At 35.3% G+C, this 24,574-nt stretch carries 25 protein-coding genes, 1 pseudogene and 1 riboswitch; of the genes and pseudogenes, 8 read left to right on the top strand and 18 right to left on the bottom strand.

Features of this window, described 5'->3' with window-relative positions:
* The 12 genes and pseudogenes from AC27VX_RS15755 to AC27VX_RS15700 all read right to left on the bottom strand — a co-directional run.
* Positions 1 to 437: pseudogene (locus AC27VX_RS15755) on the bottom strand (T9SS type A sorting domain-containing protein); the annotation flags it as partial.
* Between the two features lie 884 nt (positions 438 to 1,321).
* The gene (locus tag AC27VX_RS15750; RefSeq protein ID WP_488696567.1) at positions 1,322 to 2,380 is read right to left on the bottom strand and encodes a diphosphomevalonate decarboxylase; all 1,059 of its coding nucleotides are present in this window, start codon (positions 2,378 to 2,380) and stop codon (positions 1,322 to 1,324) included.
* Positions 2,381 to 2,555: 175 nt separating this feature from the next.
* A complete protein-coding gene (locus tag AC27VX_RS15745) occupies positions 2,556 to 4,325 on the bottom strand; it encodes an AMP-dependent synthetase/ligase (RefSeq protein ID WP_300690980.1) in 1,770 nt (589 codons plus the stop codon).
* On the bottom strand, positions 4,322 to 5,335 hold the full coding sequence (locus AC27VX_RS15740; protein WP_488696565.1) for an NAD-dependent epimerase/dehydratase family protein: 1,014 nt from the start codon (positions 5,333 to 5,335) through the stop codon (positions 4,322 to 4,324). Before AC27VX_RS15740 ends, AC27VX_RS15745 begins: the two co-directional genes overlap by 4 nt.
* Positions 5,336 to 5,726: 391 nt before the next feature.
* The gene (locus AC27VX_RS15735) at positions 5,727 to 6,731 is read right to left on the bottom strand and encodes an MvdD family ATP-grasp ribosomal peptide maturase (protein ID WP_236855490.1); all 1,005 of its coding nucleotides are present in this window, start codon (positions 6,729 to 6,731) and stop codon (positions 5,727 to 5,729) included.
* The gene (locus AC27VX_RS15730) at positions 6,724 to 7,680 is read right to left on the bottom strand and encodes an MvdC/MvdD family ATP grasp protein (RefSeq protein WP_488696563.1); all 957 of its coding nucleotides are present in this window, start codon (positions 7,678 to 7,680) and stop codon (positions 6,724 to 6,726) included. Before AC27VX_RS15730 ends, AC27VX_RS15735 begins: the two co-directional genes overlap by 8 nt.
* Before the next feature lie 77 nt (positions 7,681 to 7,757).
* Entirely contained in the window at positions 7,758 to 7,991 is a 234-nt protein-coding gene (locus AC27VX_RS15725) for a microviridin/marinostatin family tricyclic proteinase inhibitor (protein WP_236855492.1), read from the bottom strand.
* 34 nt (positions 7,992 to 8,025) lie between these two features.
* Positions 8,026 to 8,271 (bottom strand): microviridin/marinostatin family tricyclic proteinase inhibitor, encoded by a 246-nt coding sequence (locus AC27VX_RS15720; protein WP_236855493.1) that lies wholly within the window; start codon positions 8,269 to 8,271, stop codon positions 8,026 to 8,028.
* A 38-nt stretch (positions 8,272 to 8,309) separates the two neighbouring features.
* Positions 8,310 to 8,537 (bottom strand): microviridin/marinostatin family tricyclic proteinase inhibitor, encoded by a 228-nt coding sequence (locus tag AC27VX_RS15715; protein ID WP_236855494.1) that lies wholly within the window; start codon positions 8,535 to 8,537, stop codon positions 8,310 to 8,312.
* A gap of 115 nt (positions 8,538 to 8,652) precedes the next feature.
* Positions 8,653 to 9,432: an alpha/beta fold hydrolase gene (locus AC27VX_RS15710; RefSeq protein WP_236855495.1), complete on the bottom strand. Its 780-nt coding sequence runs from the start codon at positions 9,430 to 9,432 to the stop codon at positions 8,653 to 8,655.
* 90 nt (positions 9,433 to 9,522) lie between these two features.
* Positions 9,523 to 10,242, bottom strand: coding sequence for a pyridoxine 5'-phosphate synthase (locus tag AC27VX_RS15705; protein WP_300690989.1), 720 nt, complete (start codon positions 10,240 to 10,242; stop codon positions 9,523 to 9,525).
* A 156-nt stretch (positions 10,243 to 10,398) separates the two neighbouring features.
* Complete coding sequence (locus AC27VX_RS15700; protein WP_236855497.1) at positions 10,399 to 11,667, bottom strand: mechanosensitive ion channel family protein; 1,269 nt, start codon at positions 11,665 to 11,667, stop codon at positions 10,399 to 10,401.
* A 271-nt stretch (positions 11,668 to 11,938) separates the two neighbouring features.
* Between AC27VX_RS15700 and AC27VX_RS15695 the strand changes: the two genes are divergently transcribed.
* The 3 genes from AC27VX_RS15695 (at position 11,939) to AC27VX_RS15685 (ending at position 14,217) form a co-directional block, all read left to right on the top strand.
* On the top strand, positions 11,939 to 13,123 hold the full coding sequence (locus AC27VX_RS15695) for a peptidase associated/transthyretin-like domain-containing protein (protein ID WP_488696559.1): 1,185 nt from the start codon (positions 11,939 to 11,941) through the stop codon (positions 13,121 to 13,123).
* A 76-nt stretch (positions 13,124 to 13,199) separates the two neighbouring features.
* Positions 13,200 to 13,691, top strand: coding sequence for a DUF456 domain-containing protein (locus AC27VX_RS15690; RefSeq protein WP_236855499.1), 492 nt, complete (start codon positions 13,200 to 13,202; stop codon positions 13,689 to 13,691).
* A 16-nt stretch (positions 13,692 to 13,707) separates the two neighbouring features.
* The gene (locus AC27VX_RS15685) at positions 13,708 to 14,217 is read left to right on the top strand and encodes a hypothetical protein (protein ID WP_488696557.1); all 510 of its coding nucleotides are present in this window, start codon (positions 13,708 to 13,710) and stop codon (positions 14,215 to 14,217) included.
* Here AC27VX_RS15685 and AC27VX_RS15680 read toward each other — a convergent pair.
* The 3 genes from AC27VX_RS15680 to AC27VX_RS15670 all read right to left on the bottom strand — a co-directional run bounded on the left by AC27VX_RS15680 (position 14,204) and on the right by AC27VX_RS15670 (position 15,747).
* Positions 14,204 to 14,845: a uracil-DNA glycosylase gene (locus AC27VX_RS15680; RefSeq protein WP_236855501.1), complete on the bottom strand. Its 642-nt coding sequence runs from the start codon at positions 14,843 to 14,845 to the stop codon at positions 14,204 to 14,206. The genes AC27VX_RS15685 and AC27VX_RS15680 overlap by 14 nt on opposite strands.
* A 78-nt stretch (positions 14,846 to 14,923) precedes the next feature.
* Positions 14,924 to 15,436 (bottom strand): GNAT family N-acetyltransferase, encoded by a 513-nt coding sequence (locus AC27VX_RS15675; RefSeq protein WP_236855502.1) that lies wholly within the window; start codon positions 15,434 to 15,436, stop codon positions 14,924 to 14,926.
* Positions 15,437 to 15,537: 101 nt separating this feature from the next.
* The gene (locus AC27VX_RS15670) at positions 15,538 to 15,747 is read right to left on the bottom strand and encodes a hypothetical protein (protein ID WP_488696554.1); all 210 of its coding nucleotides are present in this window, start codon (positions 15,745 to 15,747) and stop codon (positions 15,538 to 15,540) included.
* 62 nt (positions 15,748 to 15,809) lie between these two features.
* Here AC27VX_RS15670 and AC27VX_RS15665 point away from each other — a divergent pair, with 62 nt between their 5' ends.
* Positions 15,810 to 17,957 carry an endonuclease MutS2 gene (locus tag AC27VX_RS15665; RefSeq protein WP_300690995.1) on the top strand — a complete coding sequence of 716 codons (2,148 nt, stop codon included), beginning with the start codon at positions 15,810 to 15,812 and terminating at the stop codon, positions 17,955 to 17,957.
* Between the two features lie 158 nt (positions 17,958 to 18,115).
* Positions 18,116 to 18,376 (top strand): hypothetical protein, encoded by a 261-nt coding sequence (locus AC27VX_RS15660; protein ID WP_488696552.1) that lies wholly within the window; start codon positions 18,116 to 18,118, stop codon positions 18,374 to 18,376.
* Between the two features lie 117 nt (positions 18,377 to 18,493).
* Here AC27VX_RS15660 and AC27VX_RS15655 read toward each other — a convergent pair whose 3' ends face one another.
* The gene (locus AC27VX_RS15655) at positions 18,494 to 19,579 is read right to left on the bottom strand and encodes a GEVED domain-containing protein (RefSeq protein ID WP_488696550.1); all 1,086 of its coding nucleotides are present in this window, start codon (positions 19,577 to 19,579) and stop codon (positions 18,494 to 18,496) included.
* Positions 19,580 to 19,751: 172 nt separating this feature from the next.
* On the opposite strand from AC27VX_RS15655, the gene AC27VX_RS15650 reads away from it, so the two are divergent.
* From AC27VX_RS15650 to AC27VX_RS15640, 3 genes are all read left to right on the top strand, one after another.
* Positions 19,752 to 20,552, top strand: a complete 801-nt coding sequence (locus AC27VX_RS15650; RefSeq protein ID WP_236855507.1) for a hypothetical protein — start codon at positions 19,752 to 19,754, stop codon at positions 20,550 to 20,552.
* A gap of 34 nt (positions 20,553 to 20,586) precedes the next feature.
* Positions 20,587 to 20,766, top strand: a riboswitch (cobalamin riboswitch).
* A gap of 116 nt (positions 20,767 to 20,882) precedes the next feature.
* Positions 20,883 to 21,266: an acyl-CoA thioesterase gene (locus tag AC27VX_RS15645; protein WP_236855508.1), complete on the top strand. Its 384-nt coding sequence runs from the start codon at positions 20,883 to 20,885 to the stop codon at positions 21,264 to 21,266.
* A 167-nt stretch (positions 21,267 to 21,433) separates the two neighbouring features.
* Positions 21,434 to 22,807, top strand: coding sequence for a hypothetical protein (locus tag AC27VX_RS15640; RefSeq protein ID WP_488696548.1), 1,374 nt, complete (start codon positions 21,434 to 21,436; stop codon positions 22,805 to 22,807).
* A 67-nt stretch (positions 22,808 to 22,874) separates the two neighbouring features.
* Here AC27VX_RS15640 and AC27VX_RS15635 read toward each other — a convergent pair whose 3' ends face one another.
* The gene (locus AC27VX_RS15635; RefSeq protein ID WP_236855510.1) at positions 22,875 to 23,465 is read right to left on the bottom strand and encodes an HD domain-containing protein; all 591 of its coding nucleotides are present in this window, start codon (positions 23,463 to 23,465) and stop codon (positions 22,875 to 22,877) included.
* A gap of 1 nt (position 23,466) precedes the next feature.
* Complete coding sequence (locus AC27VX_RS15630) at positions 23,467 to 24,165, bottom strand: XAC2610-related protein (RefSeq protein WP_236855511.1); 699 nt, start codon at positions 24,163 to 24,165, stop codon at positions 23,467 to 23,469.
* Positions 24,166 to 24,574 lie beyond the last annotated feature (409 nt).

Raw genomic sequence — 24,574 nt, 5'->3', positions numbered from 1 at the left:
TGCCAGATCTCGTCTCCAAATTCATTGATTCTGATTAACCAAATGTCTGAATTTCCTTTAGAATCTTCTTTTTTGTCCAGACCTTTTCCTGAATGCGAAGTCCCTGTGACAACGAATCCTCCTTCCTGTGTAGCGACTGTTGCAGACAGATAATCATGATTGTTTCCTGAAAAATATTTTTCAAAAACCTGTTCTCCCTGCTGGTTCAATTTTACCAAATGATAATCGTAACCCTTATTTTGTTTGCCGCCTGAAGCCTCAAGCTTATCTGCTTGAATGGAGCTTCCGGAAATAAGATACTGCCCGTCAATAGTTGTTGTGACCTGGCTTAAAAAAGCCTGTGAGGGAAACTTGATGTCTTTCTGCCAGAGAACTTCCTGAGCAGAAATACTAAAAATTGTGCATAAGGTAAGTGCACCGAGATAGATTTTTTTCATTCACGTGTTATTTTTTGAGTTAGTAATTAGTTAGTAAGATTTTGCAAATTTACTGCGGTAAAATGACAGGTAATCTCGTTTTATAATTGAATGTACAGTATCAATTTGTTAATTATTAAAGACAAAAATAGATATCTAACTACTTAATGTAGAATTATATTGCATTAATTTTATTTAAATGCCCTTTTCGTAAGATTGGAGTGAAATTGGTTGATAAAATAAACCGAAAGAAGAAAATTATAATAATAAAATAATATTTTAATTCTTGTTAACCGTTTGGTAATTAACTAAATGAGATGTTTTAGCGATATGGTTGTTGATTTTTGTGAGGTCAGTGGCAAAAGTTATAGAAGTATGATATCTGGCTAGGATTTTATAGCTGAAGTACTGTTACAATACATAATACGATCCCTGAAAATATTCTGGAGAATTTAATTTAAAACCAGGAACAGCTCGCGAAACAACAGGAACAGATAACACAACTTATGAAAACACAAAATAAGTTGATTGAAAATTTATTTAAGAATTAATTTGGTTTAATGTGAATTCCGATAAAATACAGCTAAATAATGATGTGCCTTGTAGTGGTTATAGAAAAATAGTTTTCCAGTAATCATTTTAAGATGCTTTTATCACTTATATTAACCAGCAGAGAGTTTTGCTGGTTTCATATTTCAATTATAAGACAGCTCTCATCATGAAATTCAATCAGAACAATAACAAGGAAAATAATTCTCCGACTAAAATCATTGGATCTTTAATACTAAAAAAGTGGGCTAAAGCCCACTCCTATTGATTTTATTTTTTATCAGAATCCAAAGTTCCAACCCCAATTAATCGTTCTGTTCATTCCCATGTTCCCAGTTCTACTCCTTTTTCATATTCTAGAATCTCATTACATCTTTCACTACTCCATTTTTCTGGGTATGCTGTAACAATTCGGCTTCAATGAATGCCTTTATCTTATCTTCAGAATCATCACTTGGGAATAAAAGATGAACGTTAGCACCAGCATCCAGTGTAAAGAACAGAGATAGCCCAGTTTCTCTTCTGAAATCCCATACCTTATTGATCACCTCCAAAGTTCCGTTTTTCATAAGAATAAAAGCAGGATCACTCATCATCATCATCGCGTGAAGAGTAAGCGCTTCATGTTCCACCAATTTGATAAAACGTTCCATATCTCCATTTTTCAGGATCTCTTTCATTGGAACGAAATTTTCTCTGGCTTCCTGAAATCTTCTTTCCGCATAAGGGTTTGTGTTCATCAAGCCATGTCCAACAGTTGAAGAAACACTTTTCTGACCTTCATGAATCAATAAAACCCAATCATTGAAATTCTTGAAAGTCTCATGAATTTCAGTATTTGCATACTGAACGGCAAACAGATCAGAACTTCCTTCCACTTCATCTGTTGTCCCCCATACAACAAGTCCGTTGTATAAGCTTCTACAGGCACTTCCACTTCCTAATCTTGCCAGGAATGAAGCCTTTTTCAGAGATTCTTCTTCGGAAACCTGACCTGTAAATGTTTCATCTAGTTTCATGAGGCATTTTGCAATCGCTCCAAATCCTGAAGCAGAACTTGCAATTCCTGAACTGTGTGGAAACGTATTTTCTGTTCTTATAATGTATTTCCCTTTTAAAATCCAGGGAAGATACTGTTCTATATTTTTGAAATATTTCTCGATTTTTTCTGCAAATTTAACCTCTTCATTTCCTGCTAAAAAAGTCTGTACAGAAAAAGATTCATCTGCTACAAATTCCATTGAAGTATTGGTTTTACAATGGTTTAAAGTATAGCTTATACTTGGGTTGGCCGGAATCTGGTCTTTATATTTCCCCCAATATTTAATCAGGGCAATATTAGATGGACAGCTTTCTGAAACCGTTTGTGTATGAATATTGAAATTTTCTTTTCCTATAAATTCTTGTGTTGTCATAATTTAATTTAAGTGACAAAACCTGTTTTTTCAATACACAGGTTTAATTTTAAATAGTATTGTATGGAATCAGCCGGTCAAATCTTACAAACTACCATCCTCAGGAGGAAAGTAATTTTCCAAAAAACTTAAGTATATGGCCTTTTCTTCCTATGCGGTTTTCAAAATTTTACAATTAATACATCTTTTCGATGATATCTGCATATTTTTTAATAACCACATTTCTTTTGACTTTCAATGTTGGCGTAATTTCTCCGGTATTGATGTCAAATTCTGCAGGCATTAAAGTAAATTTCTTCACTTTCTCATAATCAGCAAGATGGCTTTGTAATTCTTTAAGTTTTTCTTTATAAAGATTGATGACTTTATCATTTTTCACAGCATCTTCCCAGTTGGTAAAAGGAATGTTATTCTTTTTGATATAGTCATGCAGAAACTCAAAGTTTGGAACAATCAAAGCTGAGACAAACTGTCTTCCTTCTGCAACCAGCATAATCTGCTGAATAAAATTATTATTCGTCAGAAGGTTTTCTATTTGCTGCGGGGCAATATATTTCCCATTGGAAGTCTTCATGAGATCTTTGATACGGTCTGTAATAATAAGGTTTCCTTTATCATCAAATTTTCCGGCATCCCCGGTTTTGAACCAGCCATCTTCTGTAAAGACCTTCTGTGTTTCTTCGGGTTTATTATAATAGCCTTTCATAATCCCGTTTCCTTTTGCCTGGATCTCATCGTTTTCTCCGATGCGAAGTTCTACCCCCGGCAACGGTTTTCCACTGGTAGCATGCTCAAAGTGTGTCAATGGGAAAAGAGTCAGTGTTGCTGTGGTTTCCGTTAATCCATAACCTACGGTTACATGAATCCCCACAGATTCAAAAAACCGGGTGACTTCGGGTGATAAAGAAGCTCCTCCACAAGGTAAAAACCAAAGTCTTCCGCCCATTTTATCTTTGATCTTGCTAAAGACAAGCATCTCTGCCACAGATTCTTTTAATTTCAATACAAAAGGAACTGGTCTTTCATTTCTCCTCAATTCGGCAGTTTCCCAGCCTGTTTTCAAAGCCCAGTCAAAGATCTTTTTCTTTAGAGAAGAGCCCTCTTCAGCTTTTTCCAATACTCCGGCGTATACTTTTTGGAAAAATCTCGGAACAGCACACATTGTAGTTGGCTTTACTTCTTCTAAAGCCTTTGCAATATTTTTTGGATCTTCAAGGAAATAAACTCTTGCTCCTCCATATAAACAAAGTAAGCTCCAGCTTCTTTCAAAAACGTGGCTTAAAGGTAAAAACGCCAGTGACAGTTCTTCTTCAAAGTTTTTAAATTTAAAAAATTCAAAGTGAGAGTCGAATGCTTTAATGAAATTTCCATGAGTAAGCATTACTCCTTTGGGTATTCCCGTGGTTCCGGAAGTATAGATCAGCGTTGCTGTATCGTCATATTCTCTTTTACAGATCTCCAGTTTCGGGGAAGTTTTTGAAATAAAATCTTCCAGATAAAAGCTGTTGAACTCTTTCTTGATCCACACGGATTTCTTAGAAACAATAATAGTTTCAAGGTTGTTTTCTTCTTTATGTAAAAACTCCAGACAAGCATCATACTGCATCTGATTTCCTACTAAAACTACTTTAGCACCGGAATCATTAATGATATGTTCTGCCTGTTCAGCATTATTAGTTGAGTAAATAGGAACTGTAACAGCACCAATTGACATGGAAGCCAGATCTATGATCATCCATTCTGAAGAGTTGTCTGAATAAATAGCGACCCTGTCGTTCTCCTGAACACCTGCTTCTTTCAGTGCATTGGCTGTTTTAAAAACAATTTCACTGAATTTTTTCCAGCTCAGCTCTTTCCAGCCTGCTTCTTTCTTTTTAAAACCAATTGCAGCTTTTAAAGGATGTTTTTCTACATTTTTAAGGATAATTGCCTCTGCAAGATTCATTTCTTCAACTTTTTGTCGTTAATATAATTGTTCAGATGAAAGTCGATGCTTTCTTTTACAGGAATAAACTGATAGTTCAGTTTTTCTTTGACTTTGTGATTTGAAATGGTATTGAATGAAGATATGGCCTCAATATTTGATTTTGTGACCATTTTCAGCTTTGGAATCAGCCATCCGAAAAGGATATTGCCTACTCTTCCTATATTTAACAGAGATTGTGAAAGAATTTTGGCATCTTTAAGCCCCAGGCGGGTTCTGACCTGTTTTGCAAGGTCTGCATATCTGTTATTTTCGGAAACAATGATGAATCGTTCTCCAAAAATATTGTTTTCCATAAGTTCTATACCTGTTTTTGCAACGTCTCTCACATCTACGTAAGCAGATCCTCCGGCGAAAGTAAAGCTGTTGTCTTCGAAGGTTGCAAACAGCTCACCGCTGCTCTGGGTCCAGTTTCCGCTTCCAACGATCATTCCCGGATTGATAATTACGACATTCAGTCCTTCTGCAGAAGCTCTCCATACTTCCATTTCAGATAAATGTTTGGAAATAGCATAGGCAGAATGTTCCAATTTCGGATTAAATTCTGACTCTTCATCCAATTCTCCTTTTTCATTAAAGTTATCCAAAACTGCAACAGAGCTAACGTGCAGAAATTTTTTAACATCCGATCCTTCACAGGCAAATAACAGGTTTTCTGTACCTTTAATATTGGTGAGGTACATTTCTTTCTCATCTTTGGGATGAAAGCTTACCTTCGCAGCACAATGGTACACCTCATCTACCCCTTTCAAAGCGTCGTTTAAAGAATTGAGATCAGTGAAATCAACATTCACCCATTCGATCTTATTGAAAAAATCTTCAGGATTCTCTGTATAAAAGCCGTATGAATGCTTTACTTCGTTTAAATTACTACCCGGTCTTTTGGAAGCACGCACGCTTTTACCTCTTTTAAGAAGTTCCAAAACGATTATTCTTCCCAGAATTCCGGTGGCACCCGTTACAAAAACCATTAATTATTTTACTTGATTGCTGACTAAAATATAACAATATTTTCTATCCGGCAATTCTTCAGGTTCCTGCAAAAGTTACGTTGAAAAACTGCTTTTGCAAATTTGCGATTTTTAAAGCATAATTCAACTTAATTTAACCAATATTATCATCCTGAAAACGATAAAACTTAAAATTTTCAACCGCAAAAGTCTCAAATTTTTGTTTTCTCTTAAGTGATTTTTTAAGTTGCAGACTTTGTGTATAAAAAGTAAGTTTAAGCTTACCAAAAAAATCCGGTTTTGTAGAAAAATATAGATTTCAAAGAATAGTTTACCTATTATTATATTAAAAGTCCTGAAAGGATTTAAGGCTAAACACTTTCAGGACTTTTACAGGATAAGGAGAGGCCTCTTAAGCCATTACCATATTATTTCTTCTTGGAGCTTTATCACAAAGTAAATCAGCAATACTTTTCGAAATAAGATTTCCTTCCGTCAGGTTATCCAGCCAAAAGAATTCTCCGGCAGCATTTATTTCTATAAAGTAATATTCATCTTCTGGAGAAACGATCATATCTATAGCTCCGTAATCGACATTGTAAACATCCAGAAGTTCAAGTAATTTCTCTTCCACATCTCCTGGAAGTTCTGTTCTGTTCCATTTATCCAGAAGATTAATCCCATCTTTTCTCCAATCTATTTTTGCATCTTCGGATTGCTGGGAATCTATTTCGAAAGCGTATACATCTCTTCCTACAATGGTAATACGAAGTTCTTTTTTCTTTTGAATCATCTTCTGAAACTGCATTGGGCAATATAGAAGAGAATCCAGCTCCTCCAGTTTATCCTCACTTACTACATTGGTGAACACTACATTTTCCACTCCGTCTTCATAGATAGCAAAACCTGTCTGCATTTTGGCTACTACGTTCTGATGTTTAAGAATAAATTTTCTGGCTTCATCAGGGTTATTGGTAAGGCATGTATCAGGGATGGTAAGTCCGATTTTATCAGCAATTTTCAATTGTTCTTCCTTACTGTCTATTCTTCTGTAAATACTTGGTTTTCCCAGAGAGTAAGTATTCACGGATTCGAAGAAACCGAAAAGTGTATTGCGGATTTCTCCCATAGCTGCTCCATAGAATTTGGTATCAATCTCTTCTTTAAGACCTTTTCCAATATTATAAGCACGTCTGTACCAGATTGCTGAAATATCGTCCAAACGGTGTTTTGCTTCAGGAGTTTCAAGAATACTAACCCATTCTCCATCCTGGAAAACAGTTGAAAGTTTGTTTTGTAAAGGATATAAATCGACATCAAACCGGATAACTTCACAGTTATTCTGCCCGATGTATTCTGTTACTTTTTCGATTGAAAAATTATCTGCGGTATGCGTTATAATTAAAATTTTATTCATGGAAATTAATTCTTTTGATAAGGTTGTCGGCAATTTTTTCTGCGATGGGAAATCCCAGCTCTTTCTGTAGCATTCCCCATTCTCCCTGCGGATTCACTTCAAGGAAATGATATTCTCCATCTCTTCCTTTGATCATGTCTATTGCTCCCATATAAAGGCCCATCTCATTCATCATGGAGGTAAGATTTTCTTTAATAGTATCAGGGAGTTCATAAGCGGACCAGAAATGATCTGCATGAGCTACTCTCCAATCCGGATTTTCACTGTTATTGATCTTTCCAGTAAAAAAATCACCGTCTACATACACAATTCTCAGTTCGTATTCCTTGTCAATATAAGGCTGAAAAATCATTGGGCAATAGGCAATATCTGAAAGATGCTCCAGAGAATCTTCTTCAATGACTGTAGTAGAAATCATGTTTTCACCTGTCATTGTTTTTGCAGTTACTCCGTGAAGCTTGGCAATAGCTTTTCCCTGGCAGTATTCATAAAAAAAGGAGGTTATTTTTTCTTCGTCATTAGAAAAAATAGTTTTGGGAACGGTTAGATTATTTCTTTGAGCTACTTTCAGCTGATACATCTTATTTCCATCTACCTTTTTTTCATTTTCATAAGGATTGATCCATGGAACGTCCTCCAAAACAGTCATCAGATTGTATCGCAGACTACCATATTCACCCAGAAAAATCTTTTCATAATGCTGGTCCAGCTCTTCCGGACTGCTGATTTTCCAGGCTTTCCTGTGCCAGACCGCTTTAACAGCTGCTGAATGAATGGTATTACCCAATTCATCAGTTAATTCAAATGAATTTTCATTCACACTTATTTTCTGAAGATGGTTCAGGCGGTCAGAATTTAATCTGAAATAGGGAATATTGCGGGAGGCAAGGTATTCGAAAAAAATATCGATATTATAAAAATCTCGTGAATGGGTGATGCAGAGAATCATTAGCCGTTTTTTATTAAAAAGGGAAACTTAATGTTTAAGTTTCCCCTATTATAATTGTATTATTATTCTACTCTATCTTATAATGGCATAGTCATAGAATCGTCATCGCCGTCTGAAGGATACTTCATCGTATGCATCAAATCCAGCTGAGGAGATGTTACATCATCCGCTAGCGGCTTTGTAACGAAATCTCTTTCTGGAATAGTAATCATATCTGATCCAGCACCTCCTTTTACCGTTTCCGGATCTTTAATTTGTTTTTCCAAGAATGTTGCAAAAAACGGCTTTTTCTTTGAGTCTTTGTTTTTCATACTATTATTTTTTAATTTGATAAAATGATCTGGTTTAATCCTGTGGTTCAAAAACATGATCGTCACCGTCTGAAGGATACTTCAGTGTTACATTATCGTTATTTGGCGTAGTAACACTATCTTCAAGTGCCGCGGTAGTGATATGATCCTTAATAACGGAAGTAACACTATCCGTAAGTAATGAAGTACTTGTACCTCCTTTTACTGTTTCCGGATCTTTAATCTGTTTTTCTAAAAATGTCGCGAAAAACGGCTTTTTCTTTGAATTCTTATTTTCCATATTATTATTTTTTGATTTGATAGATTTGTTTTTAGTTCTTATACATCTAAAACGTCATCGTCACCGTCTGAAGGATACTTCAGTGTAACATTTACATGATCATTTATCTGTGTAGTAACAACAGTATCCTCAAGTGTAGTGGTAATAATATGGTCTTTAATAACAGAAGTGATAGTACCTCCTCCTTTTACTGTTTCAGGATCTTTAATCTGTTTCTCCAAGAATGTTGCGAAAAATGGTTTTTTCTTTGAATTTTTGTTTTCCATAAGGCAATAGTTTTACTTTTTTGATAAAACCAAAGTACAAAAAATTCAACTCATGGAGAAATAATATCAAGTTTTAAGATAAATTTAACATATATACGAAAAATATAGAATAAAATTAATTTAAATCAAGAAATTCCTTAACTACTATTGCGAAATCTACAGGATTTTCAGCCTGCACCCAATGTCCTGCATTTTTCACCGTAACTATTTTTGCTTTTGGAAACTGTTGTTTAATCCCAAATTCATCCTGCGGCAGAATATAATTGGACTTTTCTCCTGCAATGAATAAAGTTTCTCCTTCAAAAACACCATATTTTATAGCATTGGAGACAAATTCAGTATATTTTCGAGATAATGTTTCAAGGTTGAATCTCCACTTTAGCTTTTTATCCTCATCCCAGTAAAGATTTTTCGTCAAAAACTGTATGGTAGATCTTTCGGGGATATATTGAGTCAGAACTGCTTCTACTTCATTTCTTGAGCCTACTGTATTAAAATCTACACTTTCCAGCGCTTTTATAATCCCCTGGTGGTGTGGTGGATATGCTTTTGGGGAAATGTCTACAACAATCAGTTTTTCAACTCTTTCAGGATATTTTATGGCAAACTGCATCACTGCCTTTCCTCCTAAAGAATGTCCTAAAACATGTGCTTTCTGAATTCCATAATGATCCATATAACGGGCAATATCATCCGCCAGATCATCATGAGACATATTTTCTGAGTGAAAGCTTCTTCCGTGGTTTCTAAGGTCAATAAGGTGTACAGGAAGATATTCTCCCAGATCTTTTCCGAAAGTTCCCCAGTTATCAAGCATTCCAAACAGTCCGTGAAATACTAAAAGCGGTGTGGCGGCTACATTTTCACCGAATATTTTTGAGTTTAAAATTTCCATATTTTTTAATAATAGATTTGAGATAGAAGATTCCAGATCATCAGCTCATTTTTAACAAATGCGTCAGAAATATGGCCTCTTCTACCTATTTTACCATTTTGCCAGTCTCTTCAAATAAGCCTGTACCGTATTTTCCAATCCCATATAAAGTGCTTCAGAAACTAAAGCATGGCCGATGGATACTTCCAGCAAATTAGGGATATTATCGGCAAAGTATTTTAAATTTTCTAAGCTTAAATCATGTCCTGCATTGATTCCCAATCCAAAGTTGGAAGCAGCAACAGCAGTATCATAATAAGGTTTTATAGCTTGCTCTTTATTACTCAGATAGTTCTTTGCATAGGCCTCTGTGTACAGTTCAATTCTGTCTGCACCTGTTTTGGCAGCATACTCCACCAATTCCGGTAAAGGATCCAGAAAAACAGAAGTACGAATTCCAGCATTTTTAAATTCTGCAATAATTTCCGTAAGGTAATCCAAATGTTTTTTCGTGTCCCAACCAGCATTTGAAGTAATTGCATCATCTGCATCCGGAACTAATGTCACCTGCTCCGGCTTTACTTCCAGCACCATATCAATAAAGTCCTTATGGGGATTCCCCTCAATATTAAACTCAGTCGTAACCAATGGTTTCAGATCATAGACATCCTTCCTTGTGATATGCCTTTCATCAGGTCTTGGATGGATCGTAATTCCCTGTCCTCCAAACTCCTGAATCTTTACAGCTGCTTCTGTAACGCTTGGTGTTTCACCTCCTCTTGCATTTCTTAACGTCGCAATTTTATTAATGTTTACGCTTAGTTTTGTCATTTTATATTTAAGATGTTAGATATTAAAAAATTAGAAATACAGATATCTGTTATAATTTCAACATTCTAATTTTATATCATTATTATATACTTATAGATTAATACCGGGAATGTAATGAAGCCCATTTTCAAACTTCTCATATCCGGTTTCTTTCTTTTATACCTTGATGCTTACCTGCATTACCTGAAGATCAAATTCTTTGGAGGCTACCAGCAGATGGTCAAAAATATCAGCCTGAATCTGCTCAAAACGTTCCCATTTGGAATCATTGGCAAAGCAATATACTTCTAACGGCAGTCCCTGCGGGGTAATATCCAGCTGCCTTACCATTCTGGTCCCATTTTCATCTACATCGGGATCATTTTCAATATACTTTTGTGCATAGTATCTGAAAACGCCGATGTTGGTAAGCTGTCTTCCGTTGACAATGATCTCTTTATGCTCAAGACCCTCTTTTTCTTTTTTGATCTCAGAAGTTCTTTCTTCAAGGTAATCGGAAATCAAATTAATTTCCATTAAACGTTCAACATCTTCATCAGTTAAAAATTTAAAGGAATTGATATTAAAATAAATCGATTTCTTAATTCTTCGGGTGTTGGATTCTGACATGACCTGCATATTTTTGATCTCGGTCGTCATCAGATCATAGGTAGGAATGGTAGAAACAGTTTTATCAAAATTCGTAATTTTCGTTGTTAAAAGGTTAATTTCAGTAATATTCCCTTCAATACTGTATTTCGGAATCCCCACCCAGTCTCCTACTTTTAAATTTTTAGAAGTAGCTACATGAAGTCCTGTTACAAATCCTAAAATAGTATCCCTGAAAACCAGTACCAAGACAGCAGTAATAGCCCCTAAGCTTCCGACAATAGTAGTTCCTTTTATTCCGAAAACCACACAGATTCCTACAACGGTAAATACAAAGAGTCCTAAAATTTTTACGGTTTCGGAAATGGCATTGAGGGCCATGATTTTATAAAAATCCTGTTTTATGCTGAAATAATTTCTAAACGCACTCAGTGATCTGTAAAGCATTCCTGCCAATATCAATACTAATCCCAGATTGACACACCTTATGATAAAGACCGTCGTTTTAGGCAGTGCATTTTCAGGAAATATGGAACCTTGTATAGAACCTACAACAATCAAGGCGGCAAAGTGTGCTACAGAATTGGTGATTTTAGACTGATATACAGATTTTAGTATTGGAAATTTCTCTTCGTTATGAAATAACCGGAACACAGAATTGATCAGAAATTTAAAAACAAAATCTGTAATTAAAAACAGGACAATAAGTAAACTCAGCTTTATTATGATATGAAAAACCCAGTCCAGACCAGTTGGCGAAATCCGGGTAATATAGATATAAAGCTGCTCACTAAGCTCCTGTATAAAGTTTTTGGTTTCTTGTAACTGATCATTCATTACAGCAAATTTATGAAATTAAGAATCATGATTTTACTATTCACAATCAATTTTCATCCCAAAAAACATTCATCTTGAAATATTTGGTAAAATTTATCTCATAAAAGAATCATAAAGTAGGAAAGCCTTCAAAACACTCAACAGTAAATAAGAAATCAACCATAAACAGATGAAATATTTAAATAATATTAAAAAATATTACATTTTTAATGATATAATATTGATTATTTATTACATTTGATAAAACTAAATCCATCAAAATCAATTAAATATGAGACAAAAGTACTGGTTTATTATGCTATGCGGTCTTCTACTGCTGGTAAACTGTAAAGGAAGTGATGATTCCATCACTCCGGAAGATCCCAAAACTGTATCAACCGGGCAGGTTGAAGGCAAAGTTTTTGCTAAAAACGGAACAAAGCCAATTGGTGGTGCCATTGTGTTCACTATTGACAATAAAAATCAGGTTTATCATACCTACTCCAATGCTGATGGCACCTTTAGTCTGACGACTCCTGAGGGAAATACAACACTTCACATCCAGACAGGCAATGGATTAAATTTCAGAACCGAAGTTCCTATTACGGTAAAAAAAAATGAAACAACCACTGTGGCCGGTACAGATTCAAAACTGAATCAGGTAGCGAAAATAGCTTATATAAAAGGCAGTTTTGACAAAATAGAAGATATTATTGCAAGTCTGGGCTATACAGCAACGGAAATATCCTATCACGATTTAAAAAACTTCAATACTATTTCACAGTATGATATTATTTTTCTGAATTGCGGCTCACGTGGTTTTGCACAAACGGGCACCTCAGCTCCAGGTAATGATCTTGATGTTTTCAGCAATCTCTCTACTTTTGTAACTAACGGCGGAAGTATTTACAGCTCAGACTGGGCTGCTGCATACCTTGTAGGAGGAGGAATGAATGTTGATTACTGCGGTATGTATGGCGGCTTTATTGATGATACGCTTATTTGTTTTAAAAATATTGGAAATGCCGGAATCTATACCAACTGTAATGTTTCGAATACTGCCCTGGCAGCAGCATTAGGATTTAATACATTAGATATTGATTATGATATGTCTTCATGGGAAAAAATTCAGAATTACGACCCTACATTCTGGGAGGTGATGGTACAGAAAGGTAATGAACCTCTAATGGTAAGAACTAACCATTATACTAACAAGACAGATCCTAAGATACCTGTAGGAACCTCTTTAAACAACAACCATATGACGATCTGCCATCATACACCAAACGGCAATAATATTACCATCACCATCAATCAGAATGCATGGAGCGCCCACCAGGCTCACGGCGATTATGTAGGATCATGTACCGGAAGCACCAGCAGCGGGAATATCTATTATACCACATTTCACAATCATGCAAGTGGCAATATAGGTAAGACAGGACCTATTCTGGAATATGTAATCTTAAATCTTTAATAAAATTTTTATAATCTAAGATATGAAGTGGCTTTTATAAGGCCACTTTTTTTATATTGCATCTATATTTAAAGAAATGGATACAACAATCATTAATATATTCTGTCTTCTTTTGTTATTTGTAGGAATATTGGGAACTTTTCTTCCCATTTTACCGGGACTATTGCTGAGTATCTGTGGACTTTTGATCTACAAATTCGGGACGGATGCCGATCTTTCCATGATTTACATCTGGGCGTTTGGGATTCTGACCGTACTGTCAGTGGTTCTAAGCTATGTCATTCCGGCAAAGACCAACAGAAAATATGGTGGAACCCGGTGGGGAAGTATTGGTTCAGTCATTGGAACTATTGTTGGAATATTTATTCCTATCCCGTTAGGTTTTCTCATCGGCATGTTTGCCGGTGTTTTTATTGGCGAGCTTCTTCATGACAGTAAGGACATGAATAAAGCACTCCAGTCGACCAAAGGAGCGTTAATAGGATTTATCTATGGAACGGGATTCAGTTTTGTAGTGGGAGTGGCAATGTTTTTGGTAGTATTACTTAATATGTTTAACGTCATTTAATTAAATATAAGAAACTATGTTCCATAAAGCCATTATATTCAGTCTGGCCATATTTGCATTATCAGCATGCGATGCCCAAAAGAAAGTAAAAGCTGACACAAAATTATCTGAAATGCCCAAATCTATAAAACCTACGAACCTTCCAGATCAGAAAGACCAGGTTATTTATTTCAATGAGGGTGAAAATAAATTTCTGAGAGAATACCAGATGAATGTTACCTTTAAGGGTATTTCAGAAGATAACCGCTGTCCGGAAGGAGTCAACTGTATGTGGGCAGGGATAGCTGTTGCGCAAATTGAAGTAATGGGAACCTCTACCCGACCTGCCATTTTAAGCCTGTCTACTATGGATGATCCTGCAAAAAACCATCAGCAATCCACGAATTTCAACGGTTACACAATTACGTTACAGGAGGTAGCCCCTTATCCTAAATCAGAAGAAGGCACCCAAACACTGAACGGAAAATATAAAATAGGAATTACAATTAAAAAAGCTGAAAAGCCCTCTAATTCTACCATGAAATAGGCTTCTTCCCTTTAGAAACCAGATACTCATTAATCTTTGAGAATGGTTTGCTGCCAAAAAAACCTCTATAAACAGAGAATGGTGAAGGGTGTGCCGATTTCAGAATAAAATGCTTAGCCGGATCAATGAGTTCGGCTTTTTTCTGTGCAAAAGCGCCCCATAATACGAATACTACATTTTCTTTTTTGTCAGAAATTTCTTTGATAATAAAATTGGTGAATTTCTCCCAACCAAGGTCTTTATGTGAGTTGGGTGAATGCGCACGAACCGTCAAAGTAGCATTTAGGAGCAGAACTCCCTGCTTTCCCCAGTCATCAAGTTCTTTGGAAGTACGGGCTATTCCCAGATCATCCTTTAATTCGATGAAGATATTCTTTAATGAAGGAGGTGCGGTCACCTGTTCTGAAACAGAAAAGCACAATCCATTAGCCTGAAAGTCATTATGATAAGGATCCTGTCCGATAATCACAACTTCAATATCATCAAAGGATGTAAGTTCCAACGCTCTGAAAATCTGATCTTTCGGCGGGAAAACTTTCGTTGTTGCATATTCATTCTTCACTTTTTCCCAAAGTGTTTTAAAATATTCCGTACTCTTGATAGGGGCTAAAATTTCTGTCCAGGTCATAATAATGCAAAAATAATTAATATTAAAACAAAAGCGCAAACTATACTTTAAATATCTTCAGTTTTATTTTGAAGGCTTTCAGCATGTTGTTTTTCTTAAACTAAAAATAAAATTTTCAATATTATTTTCATCTTTTCTTCCTTCTTCCAAGACAAAATTGTGTCTAGAAAGCAACGATTGAGAATCTTTATTGTGTTTACCGGTACAAGCAAAAATCTCCTTTAAGTTTAATTCATCAAAACTATGTTTCAAAACAGATTTTAACGCTTCAGACATAATCCCTTTTTTATGATAATCCGGTAACAGTTCGTAACCTATCTCTGCTGTTTTCCTATCCTCTGAGAATTTCCACAGACCAATCGTTCCAATAAGATTTCTCTGATCTTTAAAGGAGATTCCCAGAAAAATCATTTGTTTATTTAAAGTCTCTTTTTTAATGTGTAAAATAAACTCCAGCGCATCATAATTATTTTGGGGCGAGTTTCTTTTTACAAACTTGTTGATGTACGCATTGCTCCTTATTTTCAGAATATCGTCAATGTGATTTTCATCAATTTCTTTTAAAACTAATCGTTCTGTTTCCAGTTTCATCTGATAATTTTTATAGTCCCTGTAATCAATCCGATATTCCCTTCTTTTTTCTTTTTCTAAATTAATAAGTAAAGTCTATGATTTTACAGAAGAGTTTTTTATTACAGAATTGTTGCTGTTCTATTACTTTTATTGTTCTTATTTACTATTTCTTTTCCGGGAGCATCATTTTGCCGGCTGGGATCAAAAATTATTTTGATCTTCACCCCTAAAGTTTTAAAGTGGGCGCTCTTATTTTCCAGTACCAGGGTTTTTGACCTTATATAGCCTTTTAAGGACAGGAAAGTAAGAATAATTGATCTTTGTTTCACGGATATCGTTTGTAAATCGCTCAAATATACGTAATAATCAAAATTCTCACTAAATTTGCAGTGTGTATATAGATAAAGAAGATTTAGACGAATTAGAGTTTCCGCAATTGCTCGCGGAAATCTCCCCATTTGCGTATTCTCCCAAAACAAGAGAAAAAATTCTTCAACTTCGTCCGATGGAAATAGACGAGGCAGAACTTTCCTTAAAAAAAACCTCAGAATATCTGTCGAGTTTTGAAAGTTCAAATGCAATTCCGTTTGATGAATATGAAGATATTGAAAGTGAGCTGAAACTGATGCTGATTGAGAATTACCGTCTGGAAAATATTGCTTTCATCAAAATAAAAACCATCACGGAACAGATCGGAAGGTTGCAAAAATTCTTTCCTACCATGCCGGAAACTTTCCCTACCTTACTGGAAGACGTTTCTGTACTGGAATTCAGAAAAGAGATCATTGATAAGGTAGATAAAGTTTTCAATCGTTTTGGTGAAGTAAAAAATGAAGCTTCTCCGGCCTTAAAAGGATTACGAACAGAGATCCAGCTTGCTAAAAAAGCAATTCAGGAAAACTTCAACCGTGCGCTTACCATGTATGGACAAAGTGACTTTTTGGATGATATACGGGAATCCATCATTGATGACCAAAGGGTTCTGGCTGTAAAGTCAGGATTTAAGAAAAGAGTTCCCGGAAGAACGTTAGGAATTTCAAAAACAGGTTCCATTACTTACATCCAACCGGATAGTGTTGTAAAGCATTACTTCAAACTACGGGAAAATGAAGAGGAAGAGAAAAAAGAAATTGACAGAGTTCTCCGAAAACTGACTACAGAACTGGCAGAGTTTCAACCTCAGCTCTGGAGATATCAGATGTATATTTTTGATCTTGACCTTACAAGAGCCAAAGCTAAATTTGCAGATTCAGTGAATGGGATTCTTCCAAAAATAAACCGTCATAAGACATTAAGACTGAAGGATGCTTATCATCCGTTACTGTGGTTAAGAAATAAAGTAGAGAACAAAACGATTCACCCGCAGAGTCTTGCATTAACGGAACATAATAGAATCATCTGTATTTCCGGGCCGAATGCCGGTGGAAAATCCATTACTTTAAAGACTGTGGGGCTACTGCAGCTGATGATTCAAAGTGGAATTCTGGTACCTGTTCATCCAAAATCTGAGATGTTTTTCTTTGAAAAGATGATGACGGATATTGGTGATAATCAATCCATAGAAAACCACCTTTCTACTTATTCTTCAAGACTGAAGAAAATGTCAGGAATTATCCGTGAGGCAGATGCCAATACGCTTTTGCTTATTGATGAGTTTGGGACAGGTTCTGATCCGGAACTGGGGGGCGCTTTGGCAGAAAGCTTCATGGAGTTTTTCTATGACAAAAAGAGTTTTGCTATTATTACCACTCACTATACCAATATTAAACTGGTTATAGAACAGCTTCCGAATGCTCAGAATGCAGCAATGCTTTTTAATGAAGAAACATTGGAGCCAATGTACAAACTGGAAGTGGGTCAGGCAGGAAGTTCATTCACCTTTGAAGTTGCGGAAAAGAATAAAATTCCGAGATTCATCATTCATTCTGCTAAGAAAAAAGTAGAACACGACATTGTTAATCTGGACAAAACCATTGTAAAGCTGCAACAGGAAAAGTTCGAAGTTGAAAAACTGAAATCTGATCTTGCAGAAAGAAAAGAATCTGTAGAAGACAAACGTGATAATCTTCAGAAACTGAATGATCAGCTTCAGCAGAAGTTATTCAATTTTCAGAAACTGTATGAGGAGGAGCACCGTAAACTTCAGTTTGGAAACAAAATTGAAGCCTTCATTGAAAGCTATACAAAAGGAAAATCCAGAAAGGATGTAGTGAAAGACTTTGTAAAGCTTTTAGAGCAGGAAAAGTTTAGAAAACTGGATAGTGATAAGGATGAAACGAAACGCCTTCAGGTAGTAAAAAGAAAGATTACCCAACAGCTGAAGAAGGAGGAAGTCATTGAGAAGATTGCTGAAACGAATGAAAAACTGGAAGAACAGCGCAAAAGCGACCGTGCTGTCTGGATGAAAATTGGCCAGCGTGTCCGTATTACAGGAAGTACTAGTGTGGGAACTATTGAAAAAATCTCCCGAAACAAGGTAATTGTTAATTACGGAACTTTCAAAACAACGATTGATGCTGATGAACTTGAAAGAATTTAATTAGTTTTTAGAATGAATTAATCTAAAAACTAACTTTAAGCGAATACTACAGAGAGGGTACTTTAATGTACTCTCTCTTTTTTATAGGGTTATGTAATATTTTTTCTAATTTTAACCGTCAGCTGATAAAAAGTATTAGAAAAAAGTATCTGTATCCTATGGTCTTTTCCGTGGTAGGACTGGTTTCCTTTTTATCTTTTTACCGGACTTTCCAGTCAAAAATGGAAGGAGTGGGAAATAATAAAATCGAAATGGGATTCGGAAGCGGAGTTTCAATCAGCTATGGCTTTGCAAGTGCATTTTATATTACAGGGATCTTCTTCCTGATCATCTTACTTTTCTATGGAATATTTTCTTATTTCCTTAAAAATGATATCGAAACAGTCTATGAACCTTGCCGACATCATACAGAATCTTAGAATTCCTTCTATACTACACATAAATACAGGCTGCCACATTTTTGAGACAGCCTATATTATTTTATCCTCATACATTCATAAATAGATCTTGTACTTGGGCTATAAAATATTTTAGAGTTACTTCTTAATAAATTTAAAACGTGTTATATTTTCTTTATCTTTTAACTGGATAAAATAAACTCCTTGGGGCAAACGCTGAAGTTTTACTTTATGATCTGAAGTTTTCCCTTCTCCTGCTTTTTGTCCTACAGCATTATAAATTTCAAAATCGGCTGCTTCCGAAATTCCAGAGACATTTAAAATGTCAGATGCCGGATTTGGATAAATTTCAGGTTTAGCAGATTGTCCAGGTTCTTTTACTGCGAGAAAAGGATCTAAAAAATCTACACCGTAATCTTCCACTTCTCCATAGGTAAATGTTCCACAGGCACCAGTTGGGAATGTCTGGCTGGAAATAACACGCATCGTTACACCGCATCCGCCAATAAGAGCGCTTGGTATGGTAGGATACCCTGGGATAGGGAATGTAGATACCACCGGTATTGCGGAACTGACATTAGCATTCATTACTTTTTCCACAGCTTCAAAGACTCCATTTCCATTAATATCAATCCATGCATTTACCGTTATAGGGCCAGCGGTGCCGGTCCACGTATTCGTTACCGAAAGTTTATTTGCCGGACTTCCTGCAAAGAACTTGACTCTACGGCCTGGATCTGTTCTGTAATCTGTGTAATTAGAAGGTCCTGAATTGCTGATCATTGGATTTGTCACTCCTGTAGAAGTTACCGTAACGTTGGAAATATGCATTATATTGGAATCTGTAGATGCAGAAATGCAATAATTCAGAGAGGTGTAAAAAATTACTGAAGTTGAAATATCCCCCGAAGCAACATCTATAATCTGCACTTCATAAGCTGTACAAGGCTGAAGGTCTGTAAATGTATACCCATTTGTATTAAATACTGATATACTGCTCCATAGATTAGGACCAACTGGCCTAAACCTCACTGCAAAGCTTGTAGATCCTGCAATCGGATCCCACATTACCGTTGCTGAAGTAGTAGAAATGTTAGAAACAACAACATTTATAGGAATTGTAAATGCTTTTTTAGTAACCGATGTTGCTGTAGAATTTTTAGATTGATACAATGAAAAAGCTCCCAATAATAGGAAGGAGCAAAAAAGTAGTTTTTTGGTCATAGTTATTAGTTTTAAAATCAGAATGAAAATTAATATAAAATTCAATAACTGTGTCATATTTTAACCACAAATTATTATATTTTTAAAAATGTAGAACTTACAGGCATTACGGCAATATAATTATCTGTCGAAAAGTATTTAATTTATATATTTGAAGGATCAAAAAATTTTCATGATGACTTTCATAAACAAAGCATTTTATCTGTCCGCTTTTAGTATTTTTTCTCTAGCCTTCGTTAAAGGTCAGAATAAAGTTCCTTTCGGCGTTGTAAAAGCTGAAGAAGGATACGCCAACGTAAGGGTGCATAAAGACAATTACAGAAAAATTGTAGATAAAATACGTATGCGCAAAGGGGATGTGTTTGTTTATGTAAAACCTGCTCCAGGAGAAACCGAATGGATCTGGATCAAATATCCTGAAAAACAGGATGATGACAAGCCATTTGTACGTTATGAAACGTTGGATAAAGAAGGAATGGTAAATAAGGAACGTATTGCTTATATTGATCAGCTTCCGGCTTATACTCCCTCTAAATCTAAAAACGGAAGATCCCTTATCTTCACGGACAATTCTGATCCGAAAATCCCTACCGCTCAAAGAAGTAAAGTAGTCATTGATGTTTATCCTTCCAATGCTGGTTACCGTAAAAAGGAAAAAGATGCAGATGGGAAACTCCTTACCATAGATAAAGTAAAGCCATGGGGAATTGGGAATGATCTCCCTGAAGGAATGACGGAGATAAAGTCTATCAGAGTACAGCAACCCGGAAGAGGCTCTGTTTTTGTAAGAGAAGCTATCAAAAATATGTTCCAGCCCACAATGGATTTTGATAATGTAGGAGTAACTTCTCTTGACACTGACAATATTTTCCTTTATATGATCAATGGTACAGGAGAAAACAGATATACAACCCTTTGGACCATTAAGAAGGGAAGAGTAATCAGTCAGATTATTTATCATAATCCGGAATAAATTCATTATTTTTGCACCCGAAAAAGTGTAATACTTATTCATCATAGAAACTGGTTTTGCCTAACCGCAAATTAAAAGGGAACCGTGTGAAAATCACGGACTGTCGCGCAACTGTAAGTAACTGTAATCTTTATCAAAGATCCACTGTGCGGGGCATGGGAAGGAGATAAAAGATGTTACAAGTCAGGAGACCTGCCTATTTCTTAAACAAAAAACTTTCGCGATATGAAGTTTTATTGATCTGATGGATTGTTTCGGGAATTTCCAAGGTTCCTGTCATTATTCTGTTGTTTTGATACGATTTCATTTCGCTTTAATTAATAATGAAATATGACGACAGAAGAAAGAATTGAAACATCCGAAACCAGAATCTTTAAAGCGGTTTTCCCAAACACAACCAATCATTATGATACCCTTTTCGGAGGTACTGCCATGCAGTTGATGGATGAAGTAGCTTTTATCACAGCAACACGTTTTGCAAGAAAAAGAGTGGTAACGGTAAGCAGTGACAAGATCGATTTTAAGAAACCTATCCCGGCAGGAACTATTGTAGAGCTGATCGGAAGAGTTTCCTATGTTGGAAAAACGAGTATGAAGGTAAATGTTGAGATCTACACAGAACAGATGTATTCTTATGAAAGAGAAAAAGCAATCGTTGGTGATTTTACATTTGTAGCAATTGACGAATTCAAAAAACCAATTCAGATTCTATAATTCATAAAAAAGTTTCGGGCGGCCAAAGGCCGCCGAAACTTTTTTACCTTACAATATCATCACCAAAAAATTCAGTGAATTCGTTTGTTTTTTTACTTAATTTAGCCAGCCCAGGAAAAAAAATAAAAAAATGTTTTTCTGCTACTAAAAACGAAAAACCTTATTCAATGAAAAAACTTATCTTAATCATCGCCCTTATCCTTTCTGTTTCCATAGCAGCACAAAAAAATGTCAAAATTGAACTTCCGGAAAGTTACGAATTGGGAAATATTATTTTAGCACTTACAGAATATGGCCAAACAGATCCTTATGATGTTCAGAAGATTCCTCCGTATTATGATGAGATCATGACTTATTTTAAGCCCGTAAAAGATCACCCGTTGTTACAAAAAGTAAATTACTCGCGAAGTGACTGGAAGAAATTTCTGGGTTTCCGAACTGATTTTTATGCTTTTTCATTTGACGAAAAAGGAATACTCAAAAGAGACTATCCTTTCAATTCATTTGGACCAAAAGAAGTAGATGAAAATATTGAATTAATAAATGATTTTGTAAAAAAGTCGAATTACAGGGCTTTTTTTAAAGACCATCAACAGTTTTACAATACCTTAATCAACAATTATAAAGAGTATTATTACATCAATGATACCTATGCTTTTTTGGACAAAATTGTCGGCAAAGTAACCGCTGAAAATACCAAAAACTATGTCATAGCAATCTCTCCTTTAGTAGGTGGACAAAATTGTCATAGAGATATCAATAGTTCATTAACCGTTGATTTTCCTGATATCGGAGAAGATCTTATCCGTGGAAATTTAAAAAATAACATTGCACGAAGAATTCTTGATAATCATACTGTATTTTCAGAAATTGATCATGGCTATGTTAACCCTATCTCAGATCAATATTCAAAGGAAATAACAGCGGCCTTCAACTTGAACAATTGGGATAAAAAATCAGGATATCCTGGTATAAGCTCATTCAATGAATATATGACATGGGCTGTTTACGACTTATTTATCAGAGAAAAATTCCCGAAAGAAAAAACTGACAGTCTCTCTATGATCTATCATAAAGTCAATATCCGACGTGGGTTTATTGCTCAGAATTTATTTTCTGAGAAAGTGATAGAGCTTTATAAAAAAAATAAGAGTCTGGAAAAATTATATACTCCATTGTTACAGTGGACAAAGAAAATAGGACCAAAAATCTCCCAGCCATCTGTATTAGATGCCAACAACAGCGACTTTGAAAAAGCGGATCTAAACAATATGGTTTTACGATTCACAGAGCCTATGAAAAAAACATCTACCCTCCAGTTGAGATTATTCGAATACATAGATAAAAAACAAACCAGCAATACGATTATTGTCGTTAAAAATCCGGTTTGGTCTAAAGATGGGAAAGAAGTAAAGTTTAAACTTGATACTTCTTATAAGAATTTCGAACTGAGATTTTATGTATACAACAGTATGTCCGGATTTTATTCCCAAAAAGGGATTTTATTAAATCCTGACAATTTCTTATTACTGACTCAATAAAAATTCCACAGATCATCTGTAAAAAGACACTGCTCAGCCAATGAACAGTGTCTTTTCCTTTTTTAAATTATTTCAATACCTTTTCAGTTTCCAGATTTTGGTTCAGCAATAATTCAAAAGCCTCTCCCATTTCATCTGATGCTCTGGTGATCGCATTTTCAAGCATATTTCTGATCTGCTTTTCTGTAACACCCGCTTCTGTCCAGCTTTTTCCTGAAGTATATGAATTTAAGATAAATGGCATAATTCTGTCGATAGCACATGCAAAAATGGCATCGGGAGTTTTTTCCTCTTCAAACTCAAGCCATAGATTAAAGAAGTCTGTACGCAAAGGCTCATCCAGAATTCCGAAGATATTTTGTGCGGAAATCTTTTCTCTATCAAACTTACCCACCATCCCTGCTTCATCAAAAAGGAACGTATCACCTGCTTCAATCTCCACAAGATCATGAATAGAAAGCATTCTTATCACTCTCAGCAGATCAATGTCTTCACGGTTTTTTGCATATGGATAAAGGATCTGTGCCAAAATAACAATCTGCCAGGAGTGTTCCGCCGTATTCTCTCTGCGGGAGTCATCTGCATTATAATTTCTTCTCTGTACATTCTTCAAAGCATCCACTGCCAGGATAAAATCGATCTCTTTCTGTATCTTCATCTTACTTTTCTTTATTATATTCATCTGAAGGATATACCTTCGTTTTGGTAATCCATTTATTTTTTACTTTTTCACTGGTGGTAACTTTTATTTGGCCTTCTTCTGTCATATCTTCTTCTCTTTCCAATACTTTATCTAATCCTTTATTGGGAATCACCGCAAATTCTGTGACAAAAATCCTGCAGCAGCCTGATTTCCCTGTAGCAATTAGCCGTTTGCGTTTAGCATCCGTTTCAAACAGGCCCAGATAACCAGATCCAAGTTCAGTAAGTTCTTTACTCTTTACAAAACCCATTTTGGTAATGTTGAATACGTATACATCATAAGAAGCTCCGCTATAGTTACCCATGCTCCCATTTCTTACTGCTATATCTTCGGTACCGTCAAAATTAAAATCTTCCATAATTACCGGACTTTGATCAGTGCTTAGCTGAATCATTTTTCCAGGAACCGCTTTTTGATCAGGATTTAAATCGAAAATGAGATCATCGGAAACAAACGTCTGAATTTTGCTGTTTTTGTTATCGAAGAGTTCTACAGTTCCTCTGTCTTTACACCGATCATCAACACAATTCTCCATATGGATAATCGCATTATAATTCTTTGATACATTTTTTACTTCAAATTGATATTGACCGAAACATAAGGGCCCCAATAGAAGAAAAGCAGATAAATTTCTGTAATGATTCAAAATTTTCATGATAATAGTTACTGTGAATTAAGGTGTTTAAAAAAAATCTTAACAAAAATACGAATCATAACACCGATCTCAAAATCTCTTTTCATTCCAATGTATAATACAGTTTCACACCATACTATTTTTTGAAACCGTTACCTGCTATCCATTATTACTTTTCATTCCATCGTTATTAATACTGCTACCCTGTTGTGAGTGACTGTTGCTTTTGGAATCAATAAAACAAATAACAGACCGCAAAAATTAACAGTGATTAGACTATATAGGCTTACTAAAACCTAAGATAAAATTTAAAATTCTCATAAAAATTCTCATTTAGTGACATTTAAGAAAAACTCAATTGAAAATTATAACACTGTTTTTCAAATGGTTAAATATATTATTTTCAAAATTTCACTACTTTGTATTGCAT

The sequence above is a fragment of the Chryseobacterium sp. 14P4.3.2 genome (genome assembly GCF_057799275.1).
This window is presented reverse-complemented; position numbering and strand designations above follow the sequence as displayed.

What these genes read in the sequence shown, in the direction of transcription:
- AC27VX_RS15745 (WP_300690980.1), bottom strand. Translation starts at nt 4,325, where the DNA reads ATGAATCTTGCAGAGGCAATTATCCTTAAAAATGTAGAAAAACATCCT.
- AC27VX_RS15690 (WP_236855499.1), top strand. Translation starts at nt 13,200, where the DNA reads ATGGATACAACAATCATTAATATATTCTGTCTTCTTTTGTTATTTGTA.
- AC27VX_RS15740 (WP_488696565.1), bottom strand. Translation starts at nt 5,335, where the DNA reads ATGGTTTTTGTAACGGGTGCCACCGGAATTCTGGGAAGAATAATCGTT.
- AC27VX_RS15720 (WP_236855493.1), bottom strand. Translation starts at nt 8,271, where the DNA reads ATGGAAAATAAGAATTCAAAGAAAAAGCCGTTTTTCGCGACATTTTTA.
- AC27VX_RS15715 (WP_236855494.1), bottom strand. Translation starts at nt 8,537, where the DNA reads ATGGAAAACAAAAATTCAAAGAAAAAACCATTTTTCGCAACATTCTTG.
- AC27VX_RS15655 (WP_488696550.1), bottom strand. Translation starts at nt 19,579, where the DNA reads ATGACCAAAAAACTACTTTTTTGCTCCTTCCTATTATTGGGAGCTTTT.
- AC27VX_RS15735 (WP_236855490.1), bottom strand. Translation starts at nt 6,731, where the DNA reads ATGAATAAAATTTTAATTATAACGCATACCGCAGATAATTTTTCAATC.
- AC27VX_RS15650 (WP_236855507.1), top strand. Translation starts at nt 19,752, where the DNA reads ATGATGACTTTCATAAACAAAGCATTTTATCTGTCCGCTTTTAGTATT.
- AC27VX_RS15680 (WP_236855501.1), bottom strand. Translation starts at nt 14,845, where the DNA reads ATGACCTGGACAGAAATTTTAGCCCCTATCAAGAGTACGGAATATTTT.
- AC27VX_RS15725 (WP_236855492.1), bottom strand. Translation starts at nt 7,991, where the DNA reads ATGAAAAACAAAGACTCAAAGAAAAAGCCGTTTTTTGCAACATTCTTG.
- AC27VX_RS15640 (WP_488696548.1), top strand. Translation starts at nt 21,434, where the DNA reads ATGAAAAAACTTATCTTAATCATCGCCCTTATCCTTTCTGTTTCCATA.
- AC27VX_RS15705 (WP_300690989.1), bottom strand. Translation starts at nt 10,242, where the DNA reads ATGACAAAACTAAGCGTAAACATTAATAAAATTGCGACGTTAAGAAAT.
- AC27VX_RS15635 (WP_236855510.1), bottom strand. Translation starts at nt 23,465, where the DNA reads ATGAAGATACAGAAAGAGATCGATTTTATCCTGGCAGTGGATGCTTTG.
- AC27VX_RS15750 (WP_488696567.1), bottom strand. Translation starts at nt 2,380, where the DNA reads ATGACAACACAAGAATTTATAGGAAAAGAAAATTTCAATATTCATACA.
- AC27VX_RS15685 (WP_488696557.1), top strand. Translation starts at nt 13,708, where the DNA reads ATGTTCCATAAAGCCATTATATTCAGTCTGGCCATATTTGCATTATCA.
- AC27VX_RS15675 (WP_236855502.1), bottom strand. Translation starts at nt 15,436, where the DNA reads ATGAAACTGGAAACAGAACGATTAGTTTTAAAAGAAATTGATGAAAAT.
- AC27VX_RS15660 (WP_488696552.1), top strand. Translation starts at nt 18,116, where the DNA reads ATGGTCTTTTCCGTGGTAGGACTGGTTTCCTTTTTATCTTTTTACCGG.
- AC27VX_RS15630 (WP_236855511.1), bottom strand. Translation starts at nt 24,165, where the DNA reads ATGAAAATTTTGAATCATTACAGAAATTTATCTGCTTTTCTTCTATTG.
- AC27VX_RS15695 (WP_488696559.1), top strand. Translation starts at nt 11,939, where the DNA reads ATGAGACAAAAGTACTGGTTTATTATGCTATGCGGTCTTCTACTGCTG.
- AC27VX_RS15645 (WP_236855508.1), top strand. Translation starts at nt 20,883, where the DNA reads ATGACGACAGAAGAAAGAATTGAAACATCCGAAACCAGAATCTTTAAA.
- AC27VX_RS15710 (WP_236855495.1), bottom strand. Translation starts at nt 9,432, where the DNA reads ATGGAAATTTTAAACTCAAAAATATTCGGTGAAAATGTAGCCGCCACA.
- AC27VX_RS15730 (WP_488696563.1), bottom strand. Translation starts at nt 7,680, where the DNA reads ATGATTCTCTGCATCACCCATTCACGAGATTTTTATAATATCGATATT.
- AC27VX_RS15700 (WP_236855497.1), bottom strand. Translation starts at nt 11,667, where the DNA reads ATGAATGATCAGTTACAAGAAACCAAAAACTTTATACAGGAGCTTAGT.